At 72.3% G+C, this 19159-nt stretch carries 22 protein-coding genes; 16 read left to right on the plus strand and 6 right to left on the minus strand.

The genetic code is table 11. From position 1 onward, the window contains the following. Positions 1–11: 11 nt before the first annotated feature. Positions 12–1067, minus strand: a complete 1056-nt coding sequence (locus tag KZI27_RS07545; RefSeq protein WP_222660313.1) for a glycoside hydrolase family 6 protein — start codon at positions 1065–1067, stop codon at positions 12–14. Between the two features lie 144 nt (positions 1068–1211). Here KZI27_RS07545 and KZI27_RS07550 point away from each other — a divergent pair, with 144 nt between their 5' ends. The 8 genes from KZI27_RS07550 to KZI27_RS07585 all read left to right on the plus strand — a co-directional run bounded on the left by KZI27_RS07550 (position 1212) and on the right by KZI27_RS07585 (position 6250). Next, entirely contained in the window at positions 1212–1658 is a 447-nt protein-coding gene (locus KZI27_RS07550) for a VanZ family protein (RefSeq protein ID WP_222660315.1), read from the plus strand. Between the two features lie 102 nt (positions 1659–1760). Then, a complete protein-coding gene (gene rpsO, locus KZI27_RS07555; protein ID WP_070416523.1) occupies positions 1761–2030 on the plus strand; it encodes a 30S ribosomal protein S15 in 270 nt (89 codons plus the stop codon). A 138-nt stretch (positions 2031–2168) separates the two neighbouring features. Beyond that, positions 2169–2786 (plus strand): CE1759 family FMN reductase, encoded by a 618-nt coding sequence (locus tag KZI27_RS07560; protein WP_222660317.1) that lies wholly within the window; start codon positions 2169–2171, stop codon positions 2784–2786. 126 nt (positions 2787–2912) lie between these two features. Next, positions 2913–3227 (plus strand): hypothetical protein, encoded by a 315-nt coding sequence (locus KZI27_RS07565; RefSeq protein WP_222660319.1) that lies wholly within the window; start codon positions 2913–2915, stop codon positions 3225–3227. A 2-nt stretch (positions 3228–3229) separates the two neighbouring features. Continuing rightward, a complete protein-coding gene (locus tag KZI27_RS07570; protein WP_222660321.1) occupies positions 3230–4183 on the plus strand; it encodes an FAD:protein FMN transferase in 954 nt (317 codons plus the stop codon). Next, positions 4183–4740, plus strand: coding sequence for a ferric reductase-like transmembrane domain-containing protein (locus tag KZI27_RS07575; RefSeq protein WP_222660323.1), 558 nt, complete (start codon positions 4183–4185; stop codon positions 4738–4740). The genes KZI27_RS07570 and KZI27_RS07575 overlap by 1 nt, the downstream gene beginning before the upstream one ends. Next, positions 4737–6002 (plus strand): NADH-ubiquinone oxidoreductase-F iron-sulfur binding region domain-containing protein, encoded by a 1266-nt coding sequence (locus KZI27_RS07580; protein ID WP_222660325.1) that lies wholly within the window; start codon positions 4737–4739, stop codon positions 6000–6002. The genes KZI27_RS07575 and KZI27_RS07580 overlap by 4 nt, the downstream gene beginning before the upstream one ends. Next, positions 5999–6250, plus strand: a complete 252-nt coding sequence (locus KZI27_RS07585) for a ferredoxin (RefSeq protein WP_261784171.1) — start codon at positions 5999–6001, stop codon at positions 6248–6250. The genes KZI27_RS07580 and KZI27_RS07585 overlap by 4 nt, the downstream gene beginning before the upstream one ends. Positions 6251–6260: 10 nt before the next feature. Here KZI27_RS07585 and KZI27_RS07590 read toward each other — a convergent pair whose 3' ends face one another. Beyond that, a complete protein-coding gene (locus KZI27_RS07590; protein WP_222660327.1) occupies positions 6261–7472 on the minus strand; it encodes a coiled-coil domain-containing protein in 1212 nt (403 codons plus the stop codon). Between the two features lie 281 nt (positions 7473–7753). Here KZI27_RS07590 and KZI27_RS07595 point away from each other — a divergent pair, with 281 nt between their 5' ends. Continuing rightward, a complete protein-coding gene (locus KZI27_RS07595) occupies positions 7754–10021 on the plus strand; it encodes a polyribonucleotide nucleotidyltransferase (RefSeq protein WP_222660329.1) in 2268 nt (755 codons plus the stop codon). Between the two features lie 69 nt (positions 10022–10090). Here KZI27_RS07595 and KZI27_RS07600 read toward each other — a convergent pair whose 3' ends face one another. Then, complete coding sequence (locus KZI27_RS07600; RefSeq protein WP_123313522.1) at positions 10091–10618, minus strand: YbhB/YbcL family Raf kinase inhibitor-like protein; 528 nt, start codon at positions 10616–10618, stop codon at positions 10091–10093. Between the two features lie 521 nt (positions 10619–11139). After that, positions 11140–11787, minus strand: a complete 648-nt coding sequence (locus tag KZI27_RS07605; RefSeq protein ID WP_222660331.1) for a TetR/AcrR family transcriptional regulator — start codon at positions 11785–11787, stop codon at positions 11140–11142. A 246-nt stretch (positions 11788–12033) separates the two neighbouring features. Here KZI27_RS07605 and KZI27_RS07610 point away from each other — a divergent pair, with 246 nt between their 5' ends. Beyond that, a complete protein-coding gene (locus KZI27_RS07610; RefSeq protein ID WP_222660333.1) occupies positions 12034–13368 on the plus strand; it encodes a M16 family metallopeptidase in 1335 nt (444 codons plus the stop codon). Between the two features lie 8 nt (positions 13369–13376). Further along, positions 13377–13979: a histidine phosphatase family protein gene (locus tag KZI27_RS07615; protein ID WP_123313525.1), complete on the plus strand. Its 603-nt coding sequence runs from the start codon at positions 13377–13379 to the stop codon at positions 13977–13979. Here KZI27_RS07615 and KZI27_RS07620 read toward each other — a convergent pair. Further along, positions 13976–14470 carry a GNAT family N-acetyltransferase gene (locus KZI27_RS07620; RefSeq protein WP_222660334.1) on the minus strand — a complete coding sequence of 165 codons (495 nt, stop codon included), beginning with the start codon at positions 14468–14470 and terminating at the stop codon, positions 13976–13978. The two genes, KZI27_RS07615 and KZI27_RS07620, sit on opposite strands and share 4 nt — an antisense overlap. Positions 14471–14493: 23 nt before the next feature. Between KZI27_RS07620 and KZI27_RS07625 the strand changes: the two genes are divergently transcribed. Both KZI27_RS07625 and KZI27_RS07630 read left to right on the plus strand, forming a co-directional pair. Continuing rightward, positions 14494–15240, plus strand: coding sequence for a 4-hydroxy-tetrahydrodipicolinate reductase (locus KZI27_RS07625; protein ID WP_261784172.1), 747 nt, complete (start codon positions 14494–14496; stop codon positions 15238–15240). A gap of 4 nt (positions 15241–15244) precedes the next feature. Then, positions 15245–15715, plus strand: a complete 471-nt coding sequence (locus tag KZI27_RS07630) for a tetratricopeptide repeat protein (protein WP_396290710.1) — start codon at positions 15245–15247, stop codon at positions 15713–15715. 7 nt (positions 15716–15722) lie between these two features. Here the strand turns inward: KZI27_RS07630 and KZI27_RS07635 are convergent, their stop codons facing one another. Beyond that, on the minus strand, positions 15723–16643 hold the full coding sequence (locus tag KZI27_RS07635) for a TIGR01777 family oxidoreductase (RefSeq protein WP_222660338.1): 921 nt from the start codon (positions 16641–16643) through the stop codon (positions 15723–15725). 38 nt (positions 16644–16681) lie between these two features. On the opposite strand from KZI27_RS07635, the gene KZI27_RS07640 reads away from it, so the two are divergent. The 3 genes from KZI27_RS07640 to dapA all read left to right on the plus strand — a co-directional run bounded on the left by KZI27_RS07640 (position 16682) and on the right by dapA (position 19117). Further along, entirely contained in the window at positions 16682–17512 is an 831-nt protein-coding gene (locus KZI27_RS07640) for a thymidylate synthase (RefSeq protein ID WP_261784173.1), read from the plus strand. After that, positions 17512–18006 carry a dihydrofolate reductase gene (locus KZI27_RS07645; protein ID WP_222660340.1) on the plus strand — a complete coding sequence of 165 codons (495 nt, stop codon included), beginning with the start codon at positions 17512–17514 and terminating at the stop codon, positions 18004–18006. The genes KZI27_RS07640 and KZI27_RS07645 overlap by 1 nt, the downstream gene beginning before the upstream one ends. 133 nt (positions 18007–18139) lie before the next feature. Then, entirely contained in the window at positions 18140–19117 is a 978-nt protein-coding gene (dapA, locus tag KZI27_RS07650; protein WP_222660341.1) for a 4-hydroxy-tetrahydrodipicolinate synthase, read from the plus strand. Positions 19118–19159: the final 42 nt, after the last annotated feature.

A 19159-nucleotide genomic window follows, 5' to 3' on the forward strand; every position in this document is an offset into this window, starting at 1 on the left:
CCGGCCACGGGTCAGTCGCGCTTGCGGTTCTCGACCAGACCGAGCGCGTAGGACTCCCACCACTGCCCGGCGGCCGGTCCGCCGTTGCACGTGCCGTCGCTGAGTCCCGGCGTCTTGACCCACAGCAGGGCGTCGAGTCGGCTCGATCCACCGGTGACGTGCGGGGCCTGGCCGAGCCCCGCGCCCTCGGGGTTGCACCAGGTCCCGCGCCAGCCCTGCCCGTTGCGGGAGACGTCGATGACGAAGTGCGGATCACCACCGATCGCGTCGGCGAGCTCGTCGGCGTAGGCGCGTTCCTGGTCGACGCGGTAGAAGTTCGACACGTTCGTGAAGAAGCCCTGCACCTGATCGACACCCGCCTGCCGCAGCCAGTCGGCCATCGTCGCGGTCGGGACGCGGTTCTCGTTGCCGCCGTCGAGGTACACCGTCAGCCCGTGCCCGGTCAGCGCGTCCACGGCCTTCCGGAGCAGGGGGAGCCGGGAGTCGCGCAGGCGCTGGCAGTTCTGGATCTGCGCGATCGCGTCCGGCTCGACGAGCACGACGGCCCCGGACCCGGCCATCGCCCGCACGGCGGACCGGACCCACGGCAGGTACGCGTCGTCGGCGGTGCCGCCCTTCGAGTAGCTGCCACAGTCGCGGTCCGGCACGGTGTACAGCACGAACTCCGGGGTGGCCCGCTGCTGCTCGGCGTTCCGGACGACCGCGCGGATGGTCGCGCGCGTCTCGGACCGCGAGGAGTTCGTGAGCCAGGTCGCGATCGGCTGGTCGGCGATGCGGGCGATCTGCGCCGCGGTGTCGTCGTGTCCGGCGGCTCGTGCCTGGCGCTCGCGGATGCCCGGCTGGTTCACCGCCGACGGCTGGTGCGCGAGTCCGCCGGGGAACGCCTGCTCCGCGGTCTTCCGCGTCACGACGTCACGTCCGCTCTTCGGCGGGTCGGCATCCGGCCCGCTGCCGTGCGGCACGACCACGACGAGCGTCGTGACCACCGCGGCGACGGCGACGACCGCGGCCGCGATCCACAGCCACTGCCGGTGCGCCGACCTGCGCATCCCCTGGTCCTCCGGCATCCGGCGGTCCTCCCTGTTCGCTCCCCATGCTGACAGGTGCGGGGGAGTCCTGACCAGGCCACGGGGGCGTTCGTCCAGGTCCGCCGACGGCCTCTGCCAGGAGTGCTCCAGCGACCGCGCAGGGCGGTGTTGCACAATACCGGGATGTTCCGTCGACTCCTCCTCCTCGCCGTGACCGCGGCGTACGCCTGGGTGATCTGGCGGATGACGCTGACCCCGCAGGTGTTCACATCGGCACAGAACTCGTTCGTGCTGCACGCGATCGCCTGGGTCCAGCAGCTGCCGCACGGTGCCTGGTTCACGTACGAGCGCACCGAGTTCCTCGCCAACATCGCGATGTTCGTGCCGGTCGGCATGCTCGCCGCGCTCTGGTTGCCACGGCGCTGGTGGATCCTCGGGGCCCTGGTCGCGGTCGCCCTGTCGACCGGCATCGAGTTCGCGCAGGCCACCTACCTGCCCTACCGCGTCGCCGACCCCCGCGACGTGCTGTCGAACGGCCTCGGCGGACTGCTCGGCGCGACGCTCGTCGGGCTCGTCCGCAGCCTGCTGCCCGCGCCGCGTCGTCGTCGCCTGCGCGCCAGGACGGTCTAGGACTCTGCTAGTCTTGCGCGGTTGCCGTCGAACGGCCGCGGACAAAGAGCGCTCGTGCATCAGGCACGGGCACCGCGCAACGGACTGAAAGGGGATCTACGCATGGCACTTGACGCGAAGGTCAAGCAGGAGATCATCGAAGAGTACGCGACCCACCCGGGCGACACCGGTTCCCCCGAGGTCCAGGTCGCCGTTCTGACGCGTCGTATCAACGACCTGAACGAGCACCTCAAGGAGCACAAGCACGACCACCACTCGCGTCGTGGTCTGCTGCTCATGGTCGGTCAGCGTCGCCGTCTCCTCGGTTACCTCTCCGACGTCGACATCGCCCGCTACCGTGCGCTCATCGAGCGCCTCGGCCTGCGCCGCTAGTCGACGCCCCACGGCTTGACCGAACGCCCCGGTCCTCCTCGAGAGGACCGGGGCGTTCTCCGTTCTGCGGGAATGGTTGCGCGTGTCGAACGGTTCGGTACGATGTTCATGCAAACGCATCGAAAGTCGGGAACCACCATGACCACCATCGCCGTCGTCTCCGCCGGACTCTCCGAGCCCAGCTCCACCCGCCTGCTCGCCGACCGCCTGGGAGAGGCCGCCGTGGCCGCGCTGGTCGCCGCGGGCACGCCAGCACACGTCCTGCACGTCGAGCTCCGGCCGCTCGCCCACGAGATCACCGACGCGATGCTCACCGGGTTCGCCGCGCCCGCGCTGTCCACCGCCATGGCCGCCGTGGTCGAGGCCGACGCGGTCGTCTTCGTCACGCCGATCTTCACGGCCGGCGTGAGCGGTCTCGCGAAGTCGTTCCTGGACATCCTCGACAAGGACTCGCTCGCCGACCTGCCCGTCCTCCTCGGCGCCACCGGCGGGACCTCGCGGCACTCGCTCGCCATCGACCACGCCCTGCGCCCGGTGTTCGCGTACCTCCGCGCAGCGGTGGTGCCGACCGGTGTCTTCGCCGCGACCGACGACTGGGGGAGCGACGGTGACGCCGCGGCCCTGGACGGACGCATCCGTCGGGCCGGAGTCGACCTGGCCTGGGCGATCCGGGCCTCCCGTCGGGCCCCGCAGGAAGCCGACGCGCTCCCCGCGACCGCGGACTTCGCGAGCCTGCTCGGTGGCCTCGGCCACTGACCCGGACCGCTGACCCCGCGGCCCGCTCTTAGGCGGACCACAGGGTTCGTGGGGTCGGAGTGGGGCCGGCTGGCGGCTCGCTCATCGGTGGCCTCGGGAACCTCGTCATGACGACGAGGAGGACCGATGGACACCAGAGGCACCGGCAGGCGGTCCGCACGGATCACGAGTGCGCTCGTGAGCCTGGGCGGACTCGCGGTCGCGACGGTCACGGGCGCCGGGCTGTGGTTCGGGCACGAGCAGGCCGGCACGACGACGACCGACACGTCCACGACCACGAGCACGACGACGGATTCCGGTTCGGGTACCGGGACGTCGAGTGATGCCGCCACCGACTCCGGGTCCTCGTCCTCGTCGTCGTCGACCGACACGTCGACCGACACCGGGGTCTCGCAGGGCACCACCGGTGGGTCGTCGGACACGACGACGACGGGTTCCTGACCGTGCGCGCCGCCGCCGAGTGGGACCTCTGGACCACCACCGCCCGGGTCGTCCTGGACCACCGCGACCGCCGCCACCTCGCCGCCGCCGAGTCGTGCGTCCGCGAGGTCACGGCCGCCGTCGACGCCGCGTGCAGTCGGTTCCGCGACGACTCCGAGCTCCTCGCCCGCGCCGACGACCTGGTGCGCGGCACCGAGGTCTCGCCGCTGCTGGCGACCCTCGTGCACCAGGCCGTCGACGCCGCGCGACTGTCGGACGGGGACGTCGACCCGACGCTCGGCCGGCGGATGGCGTCCCTCGGGTACGACGCCGCGTTCGCCGACGCGCCCCCGGTCCCGTCGCCCGACACCGTCGCCCGAGCGCTCGACGGTCGACCCGCCTGGCAGCGGATCCTGCTCTCCGGCACGTTCCTGCGGGTCCCCGAGGGCGTCACGCTCGACCTCGGTGCCACGGCGAAGGCCGCCGCGGCGGACATGGCTGCCGCGAGCATCACCGCGCGGCTCGGCGTCGGCGCCCTCGTCTCGCTCGGTGGGGACGTCGCCACGGCCGGCCCGGACCCCTCCGGCGGCTGGCAGGTGCGCGTGCAGGACCAGGCGGACGACCCCGTCGACCACGTCCGCATCGCTTCCGGGTGGTCCGTCGCGACCTCGAGCACGCAGAAGCGCCGCTGGGAGCAGGACGGGACCGCGCGGCACCACATCCTCGACCCGCGGTGGGGCCTGCCCGCCGACCCGGTGTGGCGGTCAGTGACGGTCGTCGCCCCCTCGTGCACCACCGCCAACACGATGACGACCGCCGCGGTGGTCCGGGGGCACGGCGCCGTGGAGTGGCTCCGGCAGAGCGGCCGCGCGGCCCGACTCGTCGCGGCCGACGGGTCGGTGCTGCGGCTCGGCGGCTGGCCGGAGGACCAGGCTGCCGACGGTTCCCTCAGCGTCGACGGGGCGGACGCCGCCTGATGGACACCGCGCTCTGGGTGGTCGGCCGCGGCACGGGCGTCGCCGCCGTCGTGCTCCTGACCCTGACGGTCCTGCTCGGCATCGTGACCCGCGGCGGACGACCGCTCCCCGGCCTGCCACGGTTCGGCGTGCAGCTCGTGCACCGGGACGTCGCCCTGGCATCCACCGTGTTCGTGGGCGTGCACGTGGTGACGCTGCTGCTCGACACCGAGGCGGAACTCCGCCTGCTCGACGCCCTCGTGCCGTTCGCCGGTGCGTACCGCTGGTTCTGGCTCGGGCTCGGCACCCTGGCGGTGGACCTGCTCGTGGTGCTCGTCGTCACGGGGATGCTCCGCCGGGTGATCGGACCACGCGTGTTCCGCGCCGTGCACTGGGCCGCCTACGCCATGTGGCCGATCGCGATGGCGCACGCGATCGGTACCGGGACCGACGGCACGTCGGCCTGGTTCCTGGTGATCGCCGGGGTCTGCGCCGCCGCCGTCCTCGGTGCCGTCGCCTGGCGCTGCACCGCTGGCGTCACCGCGTTCCGTCCGACCCCGAGGGAGGCCCTCCGATGACCCTGACCCACCCGCTCACCGTCCCGCCACCGACCGGCACGCAACGCCTCCTCGCCGCCCCCGGCCCCGGCCTCGACACCCACCACCGCACGCACGGGACGCTCCCGCACGTGGGACCCGGGATCATCGACGAGATCGGTCTCGCCGGGGTCGACGGCCGCGGCGGAGCCGGGTTCCCGCTCGCCCGCAAGCTCGACGCCGTGGCGGGCCGGACCCGGCGCGGCAGCCGCGGTGCCCCGATCGTCATCGCGAACGGCGCCGAGGGCGAACCCGCCAGCCGCAAGGACGCCGTCCTGCTCGGACGAGCACCGCACCTGGTGCTCGACGGCATCGTGGTCGCGGCGCTGGCGATCGGTGCGACCGAGGCCGTGGTCGCCACGAGCGAGCGGCTCGCCGACCGGGTCCGGCAGGCCCTGGCCGAACGCACCGACGCCCGGTCCGGCACCGACCCGGTCACGATCGCGGTCCGCGCCCTGCCGCACAGCACCTTCGTCGCCGGGCAGGCCACGGCGCTCGCCTCCGCCGTCGCCGGTGGCCGAGGTCTGCCGGAGGACCGCACCGTCCGGCTGGCCGAGCGTGGACCGGGCGGACGACCGACCCTGGTGTCGAACGTCGAGACGCTCGCGCAGGCGGCGCTCGTCGCACGGTACGGGGCGGCGTGGGCGCGGAGCGTGGGCAGCGCGAGCGCTCCCGGCACCCGCCTCGTGACCGTCAGCGACGTGACGGACCCGCCCGGTGCCGTGGTGCTGGAGACCGCCGGGGGTGCGCCGCTCGGGCAGCTGCTGGGCGCCTCCCGGCTCCCGGCGGCCGATCCGGGACGGACGCGAGCCGTGCTGGTCGGCGGGTGGGGCGGCACCTGGGTGCCGGCCGCGGCGCTCGACGCGCCCTTCGACGTCGACGGACTGGCACCGTGGGGTGCGGCGCCCGGGGCCGGCGTGCTGGCCGTGCTCGACGACCGGACCTGCCCGGTCGGGGTCACCGCGGGACTCGCCGCGGCGCTCGCCGGAGCGTCCGCCGGGCGCTGCGGGCCGTGCGTGAACGGGTTGCCGCGGATCGCCGAGGTGGTCGCCGACCTTGCCTCCGGGCACCGGGCGGGCGACCTGGCCGGCGAGGTCCGGCGGATCGCTGGCCTCGTCGACGGACGCGGGGCCTGCCACCACCCGGACGGCGTCGCACGGATGGTGCGGAGCGCGCTCGACGTGTTCCACGACGACGTGCAGGCGCACCTGCGGGGCACGTGCCTGGTCGGGGGACGACCGTGAGCGGCGCGCCGGGCGGTGCCACCGCCGCTGGTCCCGTCGCGCTGCACGTCGACTGGACCCGCTGTCGGGGACGCGGCCTGTGCACCGAGCTGTTCGCCGAGCGGCTGGCGCGCGACGAGTGGGGCTACCCGGTCGCGCGGGACGGCGGCGGCACCCGCGACGTGCCGGTGCGGCCGGACGAACGCGCCGCCGCTGCGGACGCGGTGACGCTGTGCCCGCTGCAGGCGCTGCGGCTGGTGGGGCGGTGAGCGCGGGAGCTCAGTACCAGTGCGGGTTGACGCTCATCTCGTGCCCCCACGCACCGCACGGCGACCCGTACGCGCTCTTGATGTAGGCGAGCCCCCAGTTGATCTGCGTGTTCGCGTTCGTCCGCCAGTCCGCTCCGGCCGCCGACATCTTCTCGGCCGGCAGCGACTGCGGGATGCCGTAGGCGCCGCTCGAGGCGTTCAGTGCGTTCGCCCGCCAGCCGGACTCCTGCGTCCAGAGCGACACCAGACACGAGAACTGGTCGTCGCCCCAGCCGTAGGAACCCAGGGCGCTCCGGGCGTAGGCCTGCGCGGCAGCGGGGTCCACGACGACCCCGCCGGTGCTCGGGTAGCTCGTGCCCGAGCCGCCGCTGGCGCTGGTGCTCCCGCCGCCGGTGTCGGCGCTCGCCGAGGCTGCTGCCGCCGCCTGCGCTGCAGCCGCCGCCGCGCGCTTGCGCTGCTGTTCGGCCTTCTGCGCCGCGACCTTCTGCCCGAGCTCGTACCCGGCGGCCTGCTCGGCGGTGGTGTCCCGGAGCGACGCCAGCTGCGCGTACAGCTCGTCGCTGTGCTGCTCGGTCGACTCGACGGCGGCGTTCGCCACGGCCTCGGCCGACTTCGCCGCCGCGGAGCGTTCCTCGGCTGCCTGCGCACGTGTCGCCCGCTCGGCCTCGGCGCGTTCGGCCTGTTCGTGCAGCGACGACGCCGTGCCGGCCGCGACGGACGCCTCGTCCATCACGCCGGACCAGGTGGACGACAGCTGGTCGAGGGCGCCCAGCTGGTAGAGCAGCTGGTCCGGGTTGCCGGCGGTCGCGATCCGGGTGGTCATCTGGTTCGTGCTGCCGTCGCGGTACAGGTTCGCCGCCAGCTGACCGGCGCGCGTCTGCGCGCGTTCGGCCGTCTCCGACGCGCGTTGCGCCTGGGCCTGGAGGCTCGTGGCGGCCTGGGTGGCCTCCGCCAGCTCCGCCTCGGCCGCGTCCGCCTTCGACGAGGCCGTCAGCGCGGCCTGCGACTTCGCTGCGGCCTCGTCCTGCGCCGACTGCAGCGCGGCCTGGACCTTGGTCACCTCGGCACGCTTGGCGGTCTCGTTGCCCTTGGCCCGCTGCACGTCCTGCCAGGTCGGGTACTCCGTCGCGGTCGCCGGGACAACGGTGAGGACCGGGGCGACGAGCGCGCCGACGACCACGGCGGCCGCGACGAGCACGCCCCGCGAGGGGGTGAGACGCATGGCAGCAGGCTACCGAGGCTCGCCCGGGTGTCCGCGAGCCGCGCCGCCGATTCCCTGTGGACTGGTAAAGTCCATCGTGTCCGGGGACCGTTTCCCCGGACGCACGAAAAAACACTGCGCAGGCCGGGCACGGAGCTGGTCATCGGTGGTGGCTCGCGGGCCGGAACGGTTTCCCGAGTGCTTCTACTGCTGGCCAGACATGCGTCCGGAACGATCGGCGCGCACGCACCATCGAGTGCCGTCGCCAAGGCCTGCCGAACACACTTCAAGGAGGCACCCTTTTGGAGGGTCCCGAGATCAAGTTCGCCGAAGCCGTCATCGACAACGGCAAGTACGGCAAGCGCACCGTCCGGTTCGAGACCGGTCGGCTCGCACAGCAGGCGCAGGGCGCGGTCGCCGCGTACCTCGACGAGGAAACGATGCTCCTCTCGGCCACCAGCGCCGGCAAGCACCCGCGTGAAGGATTCGACTTCTTCCCGCTGACCGTCGACGTCGAGGAGCGCTCCTACGCCGCCGGCAAGATCCCCGGCTCGTTCTTCCGCCGCGAAGGCCGCCCGTCGACCGAGGCCATCCTGGTCTGCCGTCTGATCGACCGGCCGCTGCGCCCGTCCTTCGTCGACGGCCTGCGCAACGAGGTCCAGATCGTCATCACCGTCCTGAGCATCGCTCCGGACGAGTTCTACGACGCGCTGGCCATCAACGCCGCGTCCGCCTCGACGCAGATCTCCGGTCTGCCGTTCTCCGGCCCGATCGCCGGTGTGCGCCTCGCGCTCATCGGTGACCAGTGGGTCGCGTTCCCGAAGGCGTCGCAGCTCGCTGACGCCGTCTTCGACCTCACCGTCGCCGGCCGTGTCGTCACGGACGAGGCGGGCAACGAGGACGTCGCCATCATGATGGTCGAGGCCGAGGCCACCGAGCACAGCTGGGAGCTCATCCAGGGCGGCGCCACCAAGCCCGACGAGGCAATCGTCGCGCAGGGGCTCGAGGCGGCCAAGCCGTTCCTCAAGTCGCTTGTCGACGCCCAGGCCAAGCTCGCCGCGCAGTCGGCGAAGGAGATCCAGGACTACCCGGTCTTCCCGCCGTACGCGCCCGAGGTCTACTCGGCCGTCGAGGCCCTCGCGCTCTCCGAGCTCGGTGACGTCTACAAGATCGCCGCCAAGACGGAGCGTCAGGACGCCGACGACGCGCTCAAGTCGCGCGTCAAGGCCGCCATCGCGGAGCAGGTCACCGCGGGCGAGCTGCCCGAGGTCGCCAACTCGCAGGTCAGCGCCGCGTACAAGTCGGTCACGAAGAAGGTCGTCCGCGGCCGCATCCTGACCGAGCAGATCCGCATGGACGGCCGCGGCCTCGCCGACATCCGTCCGCTCGACGCCGAGGTCGCCGTGATCCCGCGCGTCCACGGTTCGGCGATCTTCCAGCGCGGCGAGACGCAGATCCTCGGCGTCACCACGCTGAACATGCTCAAGATGGAGCAGCAGATCGACTCGCTGTCGCCCGTCACGAAGAAGCGCTACCTGCACCACTACAACTTCCCGCCCTACTCGACCGGTGAGACCGGCCGTGTGGGTTCGCCGAAGCGTCGCGAGATCGGGCACGGCTTCCTCGCCGAGCGCGCCCTCGTGCCGGTGCTGCCGACGCGTGAAGAGTTCCCGTACGCCATCCGTCAGGTCTCCGAGGCGCTCAGCTCCAACGGCTCGACCTCGATGGGCTCCGTCTGCGCCTCGACCCTCTCGCTGCTCAACGCCGGTGTGCCCCTCAAGGCCCCGGTCGCCGGCATCGCGATGGGCCTGGTGTCCGACACCGTCGACGGTCAGACCCGCTACGCGGCGCTGACCGACATCCTCGGTGCGGAGGACGCCCTCGGCGACATGGACTTCAAGGTCGCCGGTACCTCGGAGTTCGTCACCGCGATCCAGCTCGACACCAAGCTCGACGGCATCCCGTCGACGGTGCTCGACGCGGCGCTGAAGCAGGCCAAGGAGGCCCGCTCGGCCATCCTGGGTGTGCTCAACGAGGCGATCGACGCTCCCGACGAGATGGCGGACACCGCTCCTCGCGTCATCTCGGTGCAGATCCCCGTCGACAAGATCGGCGAGCTGATCGGCCCGAAGGGCAAGACGATCAACGGCATCCAGGACGAGACCGGTGCCGACATCTCGATCGAGGACAACGGCACCGTCTACATCGGTGCCGTCGACGGACCGTCGGCCGAGGCCGCTCGTGCGTCGGTCAACGCGATCGCGAACCCGACCAACCCGGAGATCGGGGACCAGTTCCTCGGCACCGTCGTGAAGATCGCCACGTTCGGCGCCTTCGTGTCGCTGCTCCCGGGCCGTGACGGTCTGCTCCACGTCTCCGAGGTGCGCAAGCTCGCCGGTGGCAAGCGTGTGGAGAACGTCGAGGACGTCCTGGGCGTCGGCCAGAAGGTCCTGGTCGAGGTCACCAAGGTGGACGACCGCGGCAAGCTGTCGCTCGCGCCGGTCGTCGCCGAGGAGTCGGACACCGACTCCAGCGGCGCCCGCGAGGAGTCGACGGACGCCACCGTCTGATCCTCCCCTGGCACACGAACGGCCGTCGTCCCTCGCAGGACGGCGGCCGTTCGTCGTTGCGGGATCGTTCTACGCGGCGGGGGTCTCCTGCGTGCCGACGAGCTGTGCGCGGCCGAGCAGGTGCTCGCGCAGCACGAACCCGACGACCGCGGGGGTCGCGTCGGCCGGCGCCTCGAGCAGCGGCACGTCGAGGGCGCTCAGCGTGAAGAAGTAGCGGTGCACGCCGTGGCCCGCGGGCGGGGCGGCGCCGAGGAACGTGTCGGTGCCGAACTCGTTGCGCCGGCGGAGTGCCTCGGCGGGCAGCAGGGCGTCGTCGGTGCCGGCGCCGGCGGGCAGCGAGGTCGCGGAGCCCGGGATGTCCGTCAGGCTCCAGTGCCAGAAGCCCGAGCCGGTCGGGGCGTCGGGGTCGTACACGGTGAGGACGAAGCTCTTCGTGCCCTCCGGTGCGCCGGACCACTCGAGTGCGGGGGAGCGGTCCTCACCACCGGCGTCGGTGCCGCGCGCCGAGGTCGGCAGCTCGCCGCCGTCGGTGAAGTCGGGGCTGGTCAGGGTGAACGAGGGGACCTCGGGGAGGTTCCAGTTGGGGTCGTTGGCCATGCCCCCAGCCAACACCCGCAGCCTCGGTGGGTGCCCGAAGCCCGATGCGCGGTGCTCGTTTCGTCAGCTGGTGTGGCGTTGGTGGGTGGGTGCGGTGGTGTAGGCGCGCACGGAGCGGGGAAGCTCGCACGGAGCGGGGAAGCTCGCACGGGGCGCAGAAGTGCGCGCGGTGCGGACGGGAGGCGCGGTGCGGTCTCGTCACGTTCCTCCCGTCTGCACGGTGCCGCCTTCTCAGGCTGGTGTGGCGTTGGTGGGTGGGTGCGGGGTTGTAGGCGCGCACGGAGCGGGGAAGCTCGCACGGGGTGCGGGAGTGCGCACGGTGCGGACGGGAGGCGCGGTGCGGCCCCGTCACGTTCCTCCCGTCTGCACGGTGCCGCCTTCTCGGGCTGGTGCGGCCTTGGTGGGTGGGTGCGGGGTTGTAGGCGCGCACGGAGCGGGGAAGCTCGCACGGGGTGCGGGAGTGCGCACGGTGCGGACGGGAGGCGCATGCGCATGCGCGCGGCGCGCGGACCAGCCGGACGTCAGTCGGCGAGGACGCGGTCGACGACGCGACCGAGGGCGGCCGTCGCGGCGATCGCGTCACCGGCGTAGGCGCCGGCCATCGCGCCGTCGCGCGCGAGCATGAGCTCGTCGGCGCCGTCGCCCGGCAGCTTGTGGCCGGACTCCTGCAGCAGGGTGGCGAGCCGGTCGGTGTACCAGTCGCGGTGGGTGGCGACCACCTCGCGCACGGGGTCACGGGGGTCGTGGTACTCGGCGGCGGCGTTCAGGAAGGCGCACCCGCGGAAGTCGGGGCCGTTGACCTCGTCGGCGAGGGCGGCGACCCAGGCGCGGACGGCTGCTGCGGGGGAGCCGGCGTCGGCGACGAGCCGCTCCATGCGTTCCTGCACCCGTTCGTGCTGGGTGCGGATGTAGGCGAGGATCAGGTTGTCCTTCGACCCGTAGTGCTTGTAGAACGTCGCCTTCGTGACGCTCGCCTCGGAGATGAGGCGGTCGACGCCCACGCTGTGGATGCCCTCTTCGTAGAAGAGTCGCGTGGCCGTCTCGAGGACGCGGACCTTCGCGCCGCCGGAGCGGGGAGTCGGGGGGACGCTCGACCCGTCCGGCGACGCGAGGTTCGTGCTCGGACCAGGGAGACGCTGGACGGCCGGTTGGGGGGAATCGACCGTCACAGCGTGGCTCCTTGGTTCATCGGCTCCGCGGACGAGTGGGGGGACTCGTGGCCGCGAGGACTGATGTCCCGAGCCGCCGGATCGGAACTTAGGGGGGCTTTCGATCCGGCGTGAACGACTGTACCACAAGGAGGACAGACAGACGAGTCGGTCTGTCCGCAATTTCTGTACCCCTCTTCGAGTGACAGTCCGTGCGCCTGTGGAAACTGGGCGGCGGGCTCCGGAGCATCAGTAGGCTCGTCTGCGATGAACCAGCCAGTGCCACTGCCGCTCGGGGCCCCGGACACGTCGTTCCTGACGTCCGGCGGAGCCTTCGTCCGCCGCACCGTGCTGCCGTCGGGTGTGCGTGTGCTCACCGAAGCCGTTCCCGGTGCCGCCTCCACGAGCATCGGGTTCTGGGTCGGCGTCGGCTCGCGGGACGAACGCGACGGGCAGTTCGGATCGACCCACTTCCTCGAACACCTGCTGTTCAAGGGCACCGAGACCCGGTCGGCGCTCGACATCGCCATCGCGTTCGACTCGGTCGGCGGCGAGCACAACGCCGCGACGGCCAAGGAGTACACCTGCTACTACGCACGGGTGCGGGACGCCGACGTCCCGATGGCCGTGCAGGTCATCGGGGACATGGTGACCGGCTCGGTGCTCGACCCGGAGGCGTTCGCCGTCGAGCGCGGCGTCATCCTCGAAGAGCTCGCGATGGCCGCCGACGACCCGGCCGACGTGGCGGGCGAGGCGTTCTTCGCCTCGGCTTTCAGCGGACACCCGCTCGGTCGCCCCATCGGTGGCACCCCGGACAGCATCCGTGCGGTCCAGCGCGACGAGGTCCTGGCCCACTACCGCGAGCACTACGCACCGAACGGCATCGTCGTGACCGCCGCCGGTGCCGTCGACCACGACCGCTTCTGCGACGCGGTCGCCGCGGTGTTCCACGACGCCCCGCGCGCCGAACCGCTCGCGCGCCGCACACCCCAGACCGTGGCAGACCCCATCGAGCCGAAGCTGTCGGTGGTGCACCGGCCGACCGAGCAGGTGAGCATGCTCCGCGGCTCGCAGGGACTCGACCTGCGCGACGACCGCCGGCCGTCGCTCAGCGTCCTGAACGCCGTGCTCGGCGGGGGCATGAGCTCCCGGCTGTTCCAAGAGGTCCGCGAGCGCCGCGGCCTCGCCTACGCGGTGTCGTCGTTCGCGCCCGCCTACCTCGACAACGGCGCCTTCGGCGTCTACGCGGGCTGCGCGCCCGACAACGTCCCCGGGGTCATCGAGATCATCGACGCCGAGTTCCGCCGCATGGTGGACCACGGCATCACCGACGACGAGCTCCGCCGCGCGAAGGGCCAGATCGAGGGTGCCCTGACCCTCTCGCTCGAGGACTCCGACGCCCGCATGACCCGCCTCGGCCGGTCCGAGCTCGGCACCGGCGAGTACACCGACCTGTCGACCGCACTGGAGCGCGTCGACCGGGTCACCACCGACGGCGTGCTCGAACTCGCCCGCGACCTCCTGACCCGTCCGACGATCACGTCGGTGGTCGGAGCGGTGCAGCAGGACGAACTCGCCGCAGCGATCGGGATGGGCAGCTGAGCACGGACATGTCCCACTACCTGTACCTCGTCCGGCACGGCGAACACCAGGACGCCGAGCACGGCCTCCGCGACGGCAAGCTGTCGGAGCGCGGCAAGCGGCAGGCGATGCTCGTCGCCGACCGACTGGGTGGCCTGCCCTTCGACGGCGTGTACCACTCCCCGTTGCAGGCCCCGAGCGAGACGGCTGCGTTCCTGGCGCAGCGGCTGCCCTCGATCCAGCCCGAACCGTCGACACTGCTGTTCGACTGCGTCCCCTCCGGCCCGACCCCGGACATGCCGCACGCCTACCAGGGCTGGTACGGCGGTGTCACCGAAGAGGAGATCGTCGCAGGACAGGCCCAGATGGGCGATGCCGTCTCCGAGTGGTTCACCCCGGCGCGCGAGGACCGGCACGACCTGCTCATCACGCACAACGCCGTGATCGGCTGGTTCGTGCGCGAGGCGTTCCAGGCCCCCGAGTGGCGCTGGATGGGCACGAACGTGGCGCACACCGCACTCACGATCATCCGGATCCGCTCCGCGAAGCCGGCCGAGGTGGTCGCCCTGAACGACCTGGCCCACCTGCCGGTGGAGCTGCGGACCGGGCTGCCGGTCGACCAGCCCGTCTAGCGGGTCGTCGGCTTGCGGTACCAGGCGGTCGCGTTCGGGTTGTCGTTGAACGCTGCGACGCGCTCGTAGCCCCGACCGCGGTACATCGCGCCCGCAGCGACGAGCGAGTCGTTCGTGTCGAGCACGATGCTCGTCGCTCCCAGCGCGGCACCTTCCCGTTCGAGCAGGTCCATCAGCGCGGACGCGATGCCCTTGCCCCGTCCGCCCGGGGTCACGAAGACGTGCTTGACCTCGAACCGGACGTCGTCGGCGCCCGTCGCGTCGACCCCGTCCGGGATCCGCCGGAGCCCGCCGCACCCGACTGCGGTACCGCCGTCGTAGGCCACCGCGAAGACGCCGTTCGGCGGCGTGAACTCGGCAGCCGGTGTCCGCTTGCGCGAGTAGGTGCCCTGCGCGCTCGGGAACGTCGCCTCGCGCTCGTCCAGGTACGCGTCGAGCAGGACGTCGACCTCGGGCAGATCGGCGGGCACGGTCCTGACCTCGACTGACATGGGTCGATCCTAGGATGGACCGCATGGTCACTCCCGTCGCCGTCGTCGGCGCCACCGGTCGTCTCGGGGGCCTCGTGGCCTCCGTCGTCGAGGAACTCCCGGAGTTCGAGCTCGTCGCCCGTCTGTCGTCGAAGGACGGTGCCCACGAGGCGCCTCCGTCGGTGTTCGGCGGCGCTGCGCTCGTCGTCGACGTGACGGTGCCGGCGCTCAGCCCCGCGATCGTCGAGAACGCCCTGTCGAGCGGGGCGAACGTGCTCGTCGGCACCTCGGGTTGGTCGGCCGACCGTCTCGCGAAGCTCCGCACCACCCTGCAGGAGCGACCCGACCAGGGCGTCCTCGTGGTCCAGAACTTCTCGATCGGCTCGGTGCTCGGCACCCACCTCGCCACGATCGCGGCGCCGTGGTTCCCCTCGGTCGAGATCGTCGAGACGCACCACGCCGGCAAGATCGACTCGCCGTCCGGCACCGCGGTGCGCACCGCCGAACTGATCGCCGAGGCGCGGCGCGACGTCGGTCCGGTCGAGGCCCCGCACGTCGACCAACGCGCCCGCGGTCAGCAGGTGGCGAGCGTGCCGATCCACTCGCTCCGGTTGCCCGGGGTGAAGGCGGTGCAGGACGTCCTGCTCAGCGGCCCCGGCGAGACCCTGACCATCCGGCACGACACCAACGACGACGTCGCCTACGTCGCCGGGATCCGGGCGGCGCTGTCGGCACTCGGGTCCGCCCGCGGACTCACCGTGGGCCTCGGCAGCGTCCTCGGCATCGGCTGACCCGGTGGGACGTGCAGCGCGGGCCGGGCGCGCGATCCGGTCGCCGTTCTGGGGTGCGGCGCTGATGACCCTGCTGCTGGCGCTCTACATCGTGCTCGTCGGGCAGCGGGCCGTCGCCTTCATCGCGACCGGCATCCCGATCGGGATCGGCATCGGCGTCGCGCTGTTCGTCGTCGCCGCGATCGGGGCACTCCTGCTCGTGCTCGAGTTCCGGTTCGGTGTCCGGATCACCCGGCTCGGGTCCCGCCTCGAGGCCGAGGGCGGCGCACCGGAGGACGTCGTGCCGGTCCGGCCCTCCGGCCGACCGACGCGCGAGGCCGCCGACGAGGTCTTCCCGAAGTACCAGGCCGCCGTCGAGCAGGACCCTGCCGACTGGCGTGCCTGGTACCGGCTCGGGGTCGTCTACGACGCCGCGGGGGACCGGAAGCGTGCCCGCGCCGCGATGCGCACCGCGCTGTCGCGGGCGAGCGCCTGACCCCCGGTCAGAGGACCGCGTCGACCGCGTCCGACGCGCGGGTGTAGCGGAAGGCGTAGCCGGACTCGAGCAGCTTCGTCGGCACCATCTGCTGACTCGACAGCAGCATCTCGTCCGCCGCGTCCTGCAGTGCGAGGCGCAACGCGAACTCCGGGATCCGGAACAGGTACGGCCGGTGCAGGTCCTCGGCGACGCGCTTCGTGATGCGGTCGGCGACGACGGCCTCCGGCCCGGCCAGGTTCACCGGCCCGCTGACCCCGGACGCCGACGGGCTCGTGGCCAGGTGCACGATGGCGCCGACCTCGTCCTCGAGCGCGATCCACGGCCAGTGCTGCCCGCCGGTGCCGAGACGCCCGCCGAGCCCGGCCCGGGTGAGCGGGATGAGGGGAGCGAGCGCGCCGCCGCCCTCGCCGATGACGATGCCGGTGCGCAGGGTGATGACGCGGACGCCGTCCGGCGCCGCGTTCGCCGCGGCCTCCCATGCGGTGCAGACCTCGGCGAGGAACCCGGTGCCGGGCGCCGCGTCGTCCTGCAGGACGTCCGCCGGGCGGTCGCCGTACACGCCCGAGGCCGATCCGGACAGGAACAGCGCCGGGGGCGTGCTGGCGTGCTGCATCGCCTCGACCAGGGTGTCGGTCGCGTCGACGCGCGAGCGCCGGATCTCCTCGCGGTACGAGCGGGTCCAGGGCAGCTTGCCGATGTTCGCGCCCGCCAGGTTGACGACCACGTCGGCGCCGTCGACGATGGCGGGGTCGAGCGGGCGGCGCCCGGGGGCCCAGCGGAACTCCGTAGCTGTGTGCGGCTCGCGTCGCACGAGCGTGGTCACGTGGTGGCCCGCTTCGCGCAGCGCGCGGACGAGCGGGGTGCCGATGAAACCGGACGCGCCGGCGATCAGGATCGAGAGCGGCTCTGCCGCCGTGTCTGCCATGCCGCCAACGCTACTCATGCCGACGTAGTCTTCTGTGTGTGAGCGACAGCGAGACCGTGCAGCCCGACCCCACTGTGCCGACCCCCTACGAGGACTTGCTCCGACGGGTCCTCACCGAGGGCACGCCGAAGGGCGACCGCACCGGCACCGGGACCCGCAGTCTGTTCGGTGCGCAGCTCCGCTACGACCTGTCGAAGGGCTTCCCGCTCGTCTCCACGAAGCGCGTGCACTTCAAGTCGATCGCGTACGAGCTGCTCTGGTTCCTGCGCGGCGACGGCAACGCGACCTGGCTGCAGGAACACGGCGTCCGGATCTGGAACGAGTGGGCGGACGAGGACGGCGACCTCGGCCCGGTCTACGGCGTGCAGTGGCGCTCGTGGCCGACCCCGTCCGGCGAGCACGTCGACCAGATCGCCCAGGTGATCGACCAGATCCGCACGAACCCGGACAGCCGACGGCTCATCGTGTCGGCCTGGAACGTGGCGGACATCCCGGACATGGCGCTCGCGCCGTGCCACGCGTTCTTCCAGTTCTTCGTCAACGACGGCAAGCTCTCGTGCCAGCTCTACCAGCGCAGCGCGGACATGTTCCTCGGGGTCCCGTTCAACATCGCGTCGTACGCCCTGCTCACCCACATGATCGCCGCGCAGACCGGGCTCGAGGTCGGTGACTTCGTCTGGACCGGCGGCGACTGCCACGTCTACGACAACCACGTCGAGCAGGTGGAGGAGCAGCTGTCCCGCACGGCGTACGCCCTGCCGACCCTGGAGCTCGCACCGAGGGACTCCATCGACGACTACGAGTACGAGGACTTCACGGTCGTCGGCTACCACCACCACCCGGCGATCAAGGCCGCGGTCGCGGTCTGATGATCGGCATGGTGTGGGCCCGGTCGACCGGCGGGGTCATCGGGGCCGACGGCGGCATGCCCTGGCACGTGCCCGAGGACCTCGCGCACTTCAAGCAGGTCACGGGTGACGCCACGGTGCTGATGGGCCGGCGCACCTGGGAGTCCCTGCCCGAGCGGTTCCGTCCGCTGCCCGGTCGGCGCAACGTGGTGCTCACCCGCGACCCGTCCTGGTCGGCGGACGGCGCCGAGGTCGTGCACGAGCTGGTGGCCGCCCTCGACGGTGCCGGCGGTGCCGACGAGACCGTCTGGGTCATCGGCGGCGGGCAGGTCTACGCCGCAGCGCTGGACCGTGCCGAGCGTGTGTCCGAGACCGTCATCGACGTCGACGTGCCCGGCGACACCGTCGCTCCGACGCTCCACGAGTCGGCCGACTGGTCGCTCGTCGACGAGGGCGCGTGGCAGGAATCCCGCACGGGGACCCGCTACCGCTTCCTCGAGTGGCACCGCGCCTGAGCGTCCGGAACCTGTTTCCCACCGGACGGGCGGTGCCTGACGGACGCGATCCGGGCCTCCCGTCCGCGCCGCAGGCAGGCGACCGTCCACCCGGACGGCGGCCATCGCGCCCATCCCCGGTACGCTGGTGCCCGTGTCCCCGCGTGAGAATCCCTTCGGTCAGGTCCTCGTCGCCCTCGTGACCCCGTTCACGGCCGACGGCGAGGTCGACTGGCCCGGCGTCGAGCAGCACATCGACGACTGCATCACGGCCGGCGCCGACGGCATCGTCGTCACCGGCACCACCGGCGAGACCAGCACCCTGACCGACCCCGAGAAGCTCCGGCTGGTCGAGGTCGGCAAGTCCGTCGCCGCAGGCCGCGCGAAGATCATCACGGGCGGTGGGTCGAACGAGACCGCGCACGCGATCCACCTCTACAAGCAGAGCGAGCGGGCCGGCGCCGACGGCGTCATGATCGTCACGCCGTACTACAACAAGCCCACCCAGTCGGGCGTGCTCACCCACTTCCGGATGATCGCCGACGCGACCGACCTGCCGGTGATCCTGTACGACATCCCGGGGCGCACGGGCATCCCGATCACCTACGACACGATCCTGCGCGCGTCGAAGCACCCGAACATCCTCGCCGTGAAGGACGCCAAGGGCGACTTCGCCGAGGTGTCCCGCGTGCTGAACAACACCGACCTGATGTACTTCTCCGGCGACGACACCAACGTGCTCCCGCACCTGTCCATCGGTGCGACGGGCCTGATCGGCGTCACCGCGAACATCACGAGCACGCCGTACCGCACCATCGTCGACGCCGTGAACCGCGGCGACCTGGCGACCGCCACCGCCGAGCACAAGCGCGTCGAGCCGCTCGTCCGCGCCGTGATGACCCACGTGCCCGGCACCGTCGCGGCGAAGTACATCCTGCACGGGCTCGGCCGCATCGGCAGCCCGCGCGTCCGTCTGCCGCTCGTCGGCCCCGAGGACTCCGAGGCGTACGCCATCGAGACCTCGCTCGAAGCCGTGCACGACGTGCCCGGCGCCGACTTCTCGAACTTCCGCCCCGACCGCAACGCAGCGGCCGGCGGCGCACTGCCAAAGGTGCCAGGCACCACCCGCTAGCGAACACCGCGGCGCGCTCCCCGCGCGTCGCCCGAATCCGTA

Source organism: Curtobacterium sp. TC1 (genome assembly GCF_019844075.1).
Taxonomy (GTDB): domain Bacteria; phylum Actinomycetota; class Actinomycetes; order Actinomycetales; family Microbacteriaceae; genus Curtobacterium.

Bases quoted from the DNA above. Each gene is read 5' to 3' on its own strand.
- KZI27_RS07545 (WP_222660313.1), bottom strand. From the start codon at position 1,067: ATGCCGGAGGACCAGGGGATGCGCAGGTCGGCGCACCGGCAGTGGCTG.
- KZI27_RS07550 (WP_222660315.1), top strand. From the start codon at position 1,212: ATGTTCCGTCGACTCCTCCTCCTCGCCGTGACCGCGGCGTACGCCTGG.
- rpsO (WP_070416523.1), top strand. From the start codon at position 1,761: ATGGCACTTGACGCGAAGGTCAAGCAGGAGATCATCGAAGAGTACGCG.
- KZI27_RS07560 (WP_222660317.1), top strand. From the start codon at position 2,169: ATGACCACCATCGCCGTCGTCTCCGCCGGACTCTCCGAGCCCAGCTCC.
- KZI27_RS07565 (WP_222660319.1), top strand. From the start codon at position 2,913: ATGGACACCAGAGGCACCGGCAGGCGGTCCGCACGGATCACGAGTGCG.
- KZI27_RS07575 (WP_222660323.1), top strand. From the start codon at position 4,183: ATGGACACCGCGCTCTGGGTGGTCGGCCGCGGCACGGGCGTCGCCGCC.
- KZI27_RS07580 (WP_222660325.1), top strand. From the start codon at position 4,737: ATGACCCTGACCCACCCGCTCACCGTCCCGCCACCGACCGGCACGCAA.
- KZI27_RS07590 (WP_222660327.1), bottom strand. From the start codon at position 7,472: ATGCGTCTCACCCCCTCGCGGGGCGTGCTCGTCGCGGCCGCCGTGGTC.
- KZI27_RS07600 (WP_123313522.1), bottom strand. From the start codon at position 10,618: ATGGCCAACGACCCCAACTGGAACCTCCCCGAGGTCCCCTCGTTCACC.
- KZI27_RS07610 (WP_222660333.1), top strand. From the start codon at position 12,034: ATGAACCAGCCAGTGCCACTGCCGCTCGGGGCCCCGGACACGTCGTTC.
- KZI27_RS07615 (WP_123313525.1), top strand. From the start codon at position 13,377: ATGTCCCACTACCTGTACCTCGTCCGGCACGGCGAACACCAGGACGCC.
- KZI27_RS07620 (WP_222660334.1), bottom strand. From the start codon at position 14,470: ATGTCAGTCGAGGTCAGGACCGTGCCCGCCGATCTGCCCGAGGTCGAC.
- KZI27_RS07625 (WP_261784172.1), top strand. From the start codon at position 14,494: ATGGTCACTCCCGTCGCCGTCGTCGGCGCCACCGGTCGTCTCGGGGGC.
- KZI27_RS07635 (WP_222660338.1), bottom strand. From the start codon at position 16,643: ATGGCAGACACGGCGGCAGAGCCGCTCTCGATCCTGATCGCCGGCGCG.
- KZI27_RS07645 (WP_222660340.1), top strand. From the start codon at position 17,512: ATGATCGGCATGGTGTGGGCCCGGTCGACCGGCGGGGTCATCGGGGCC.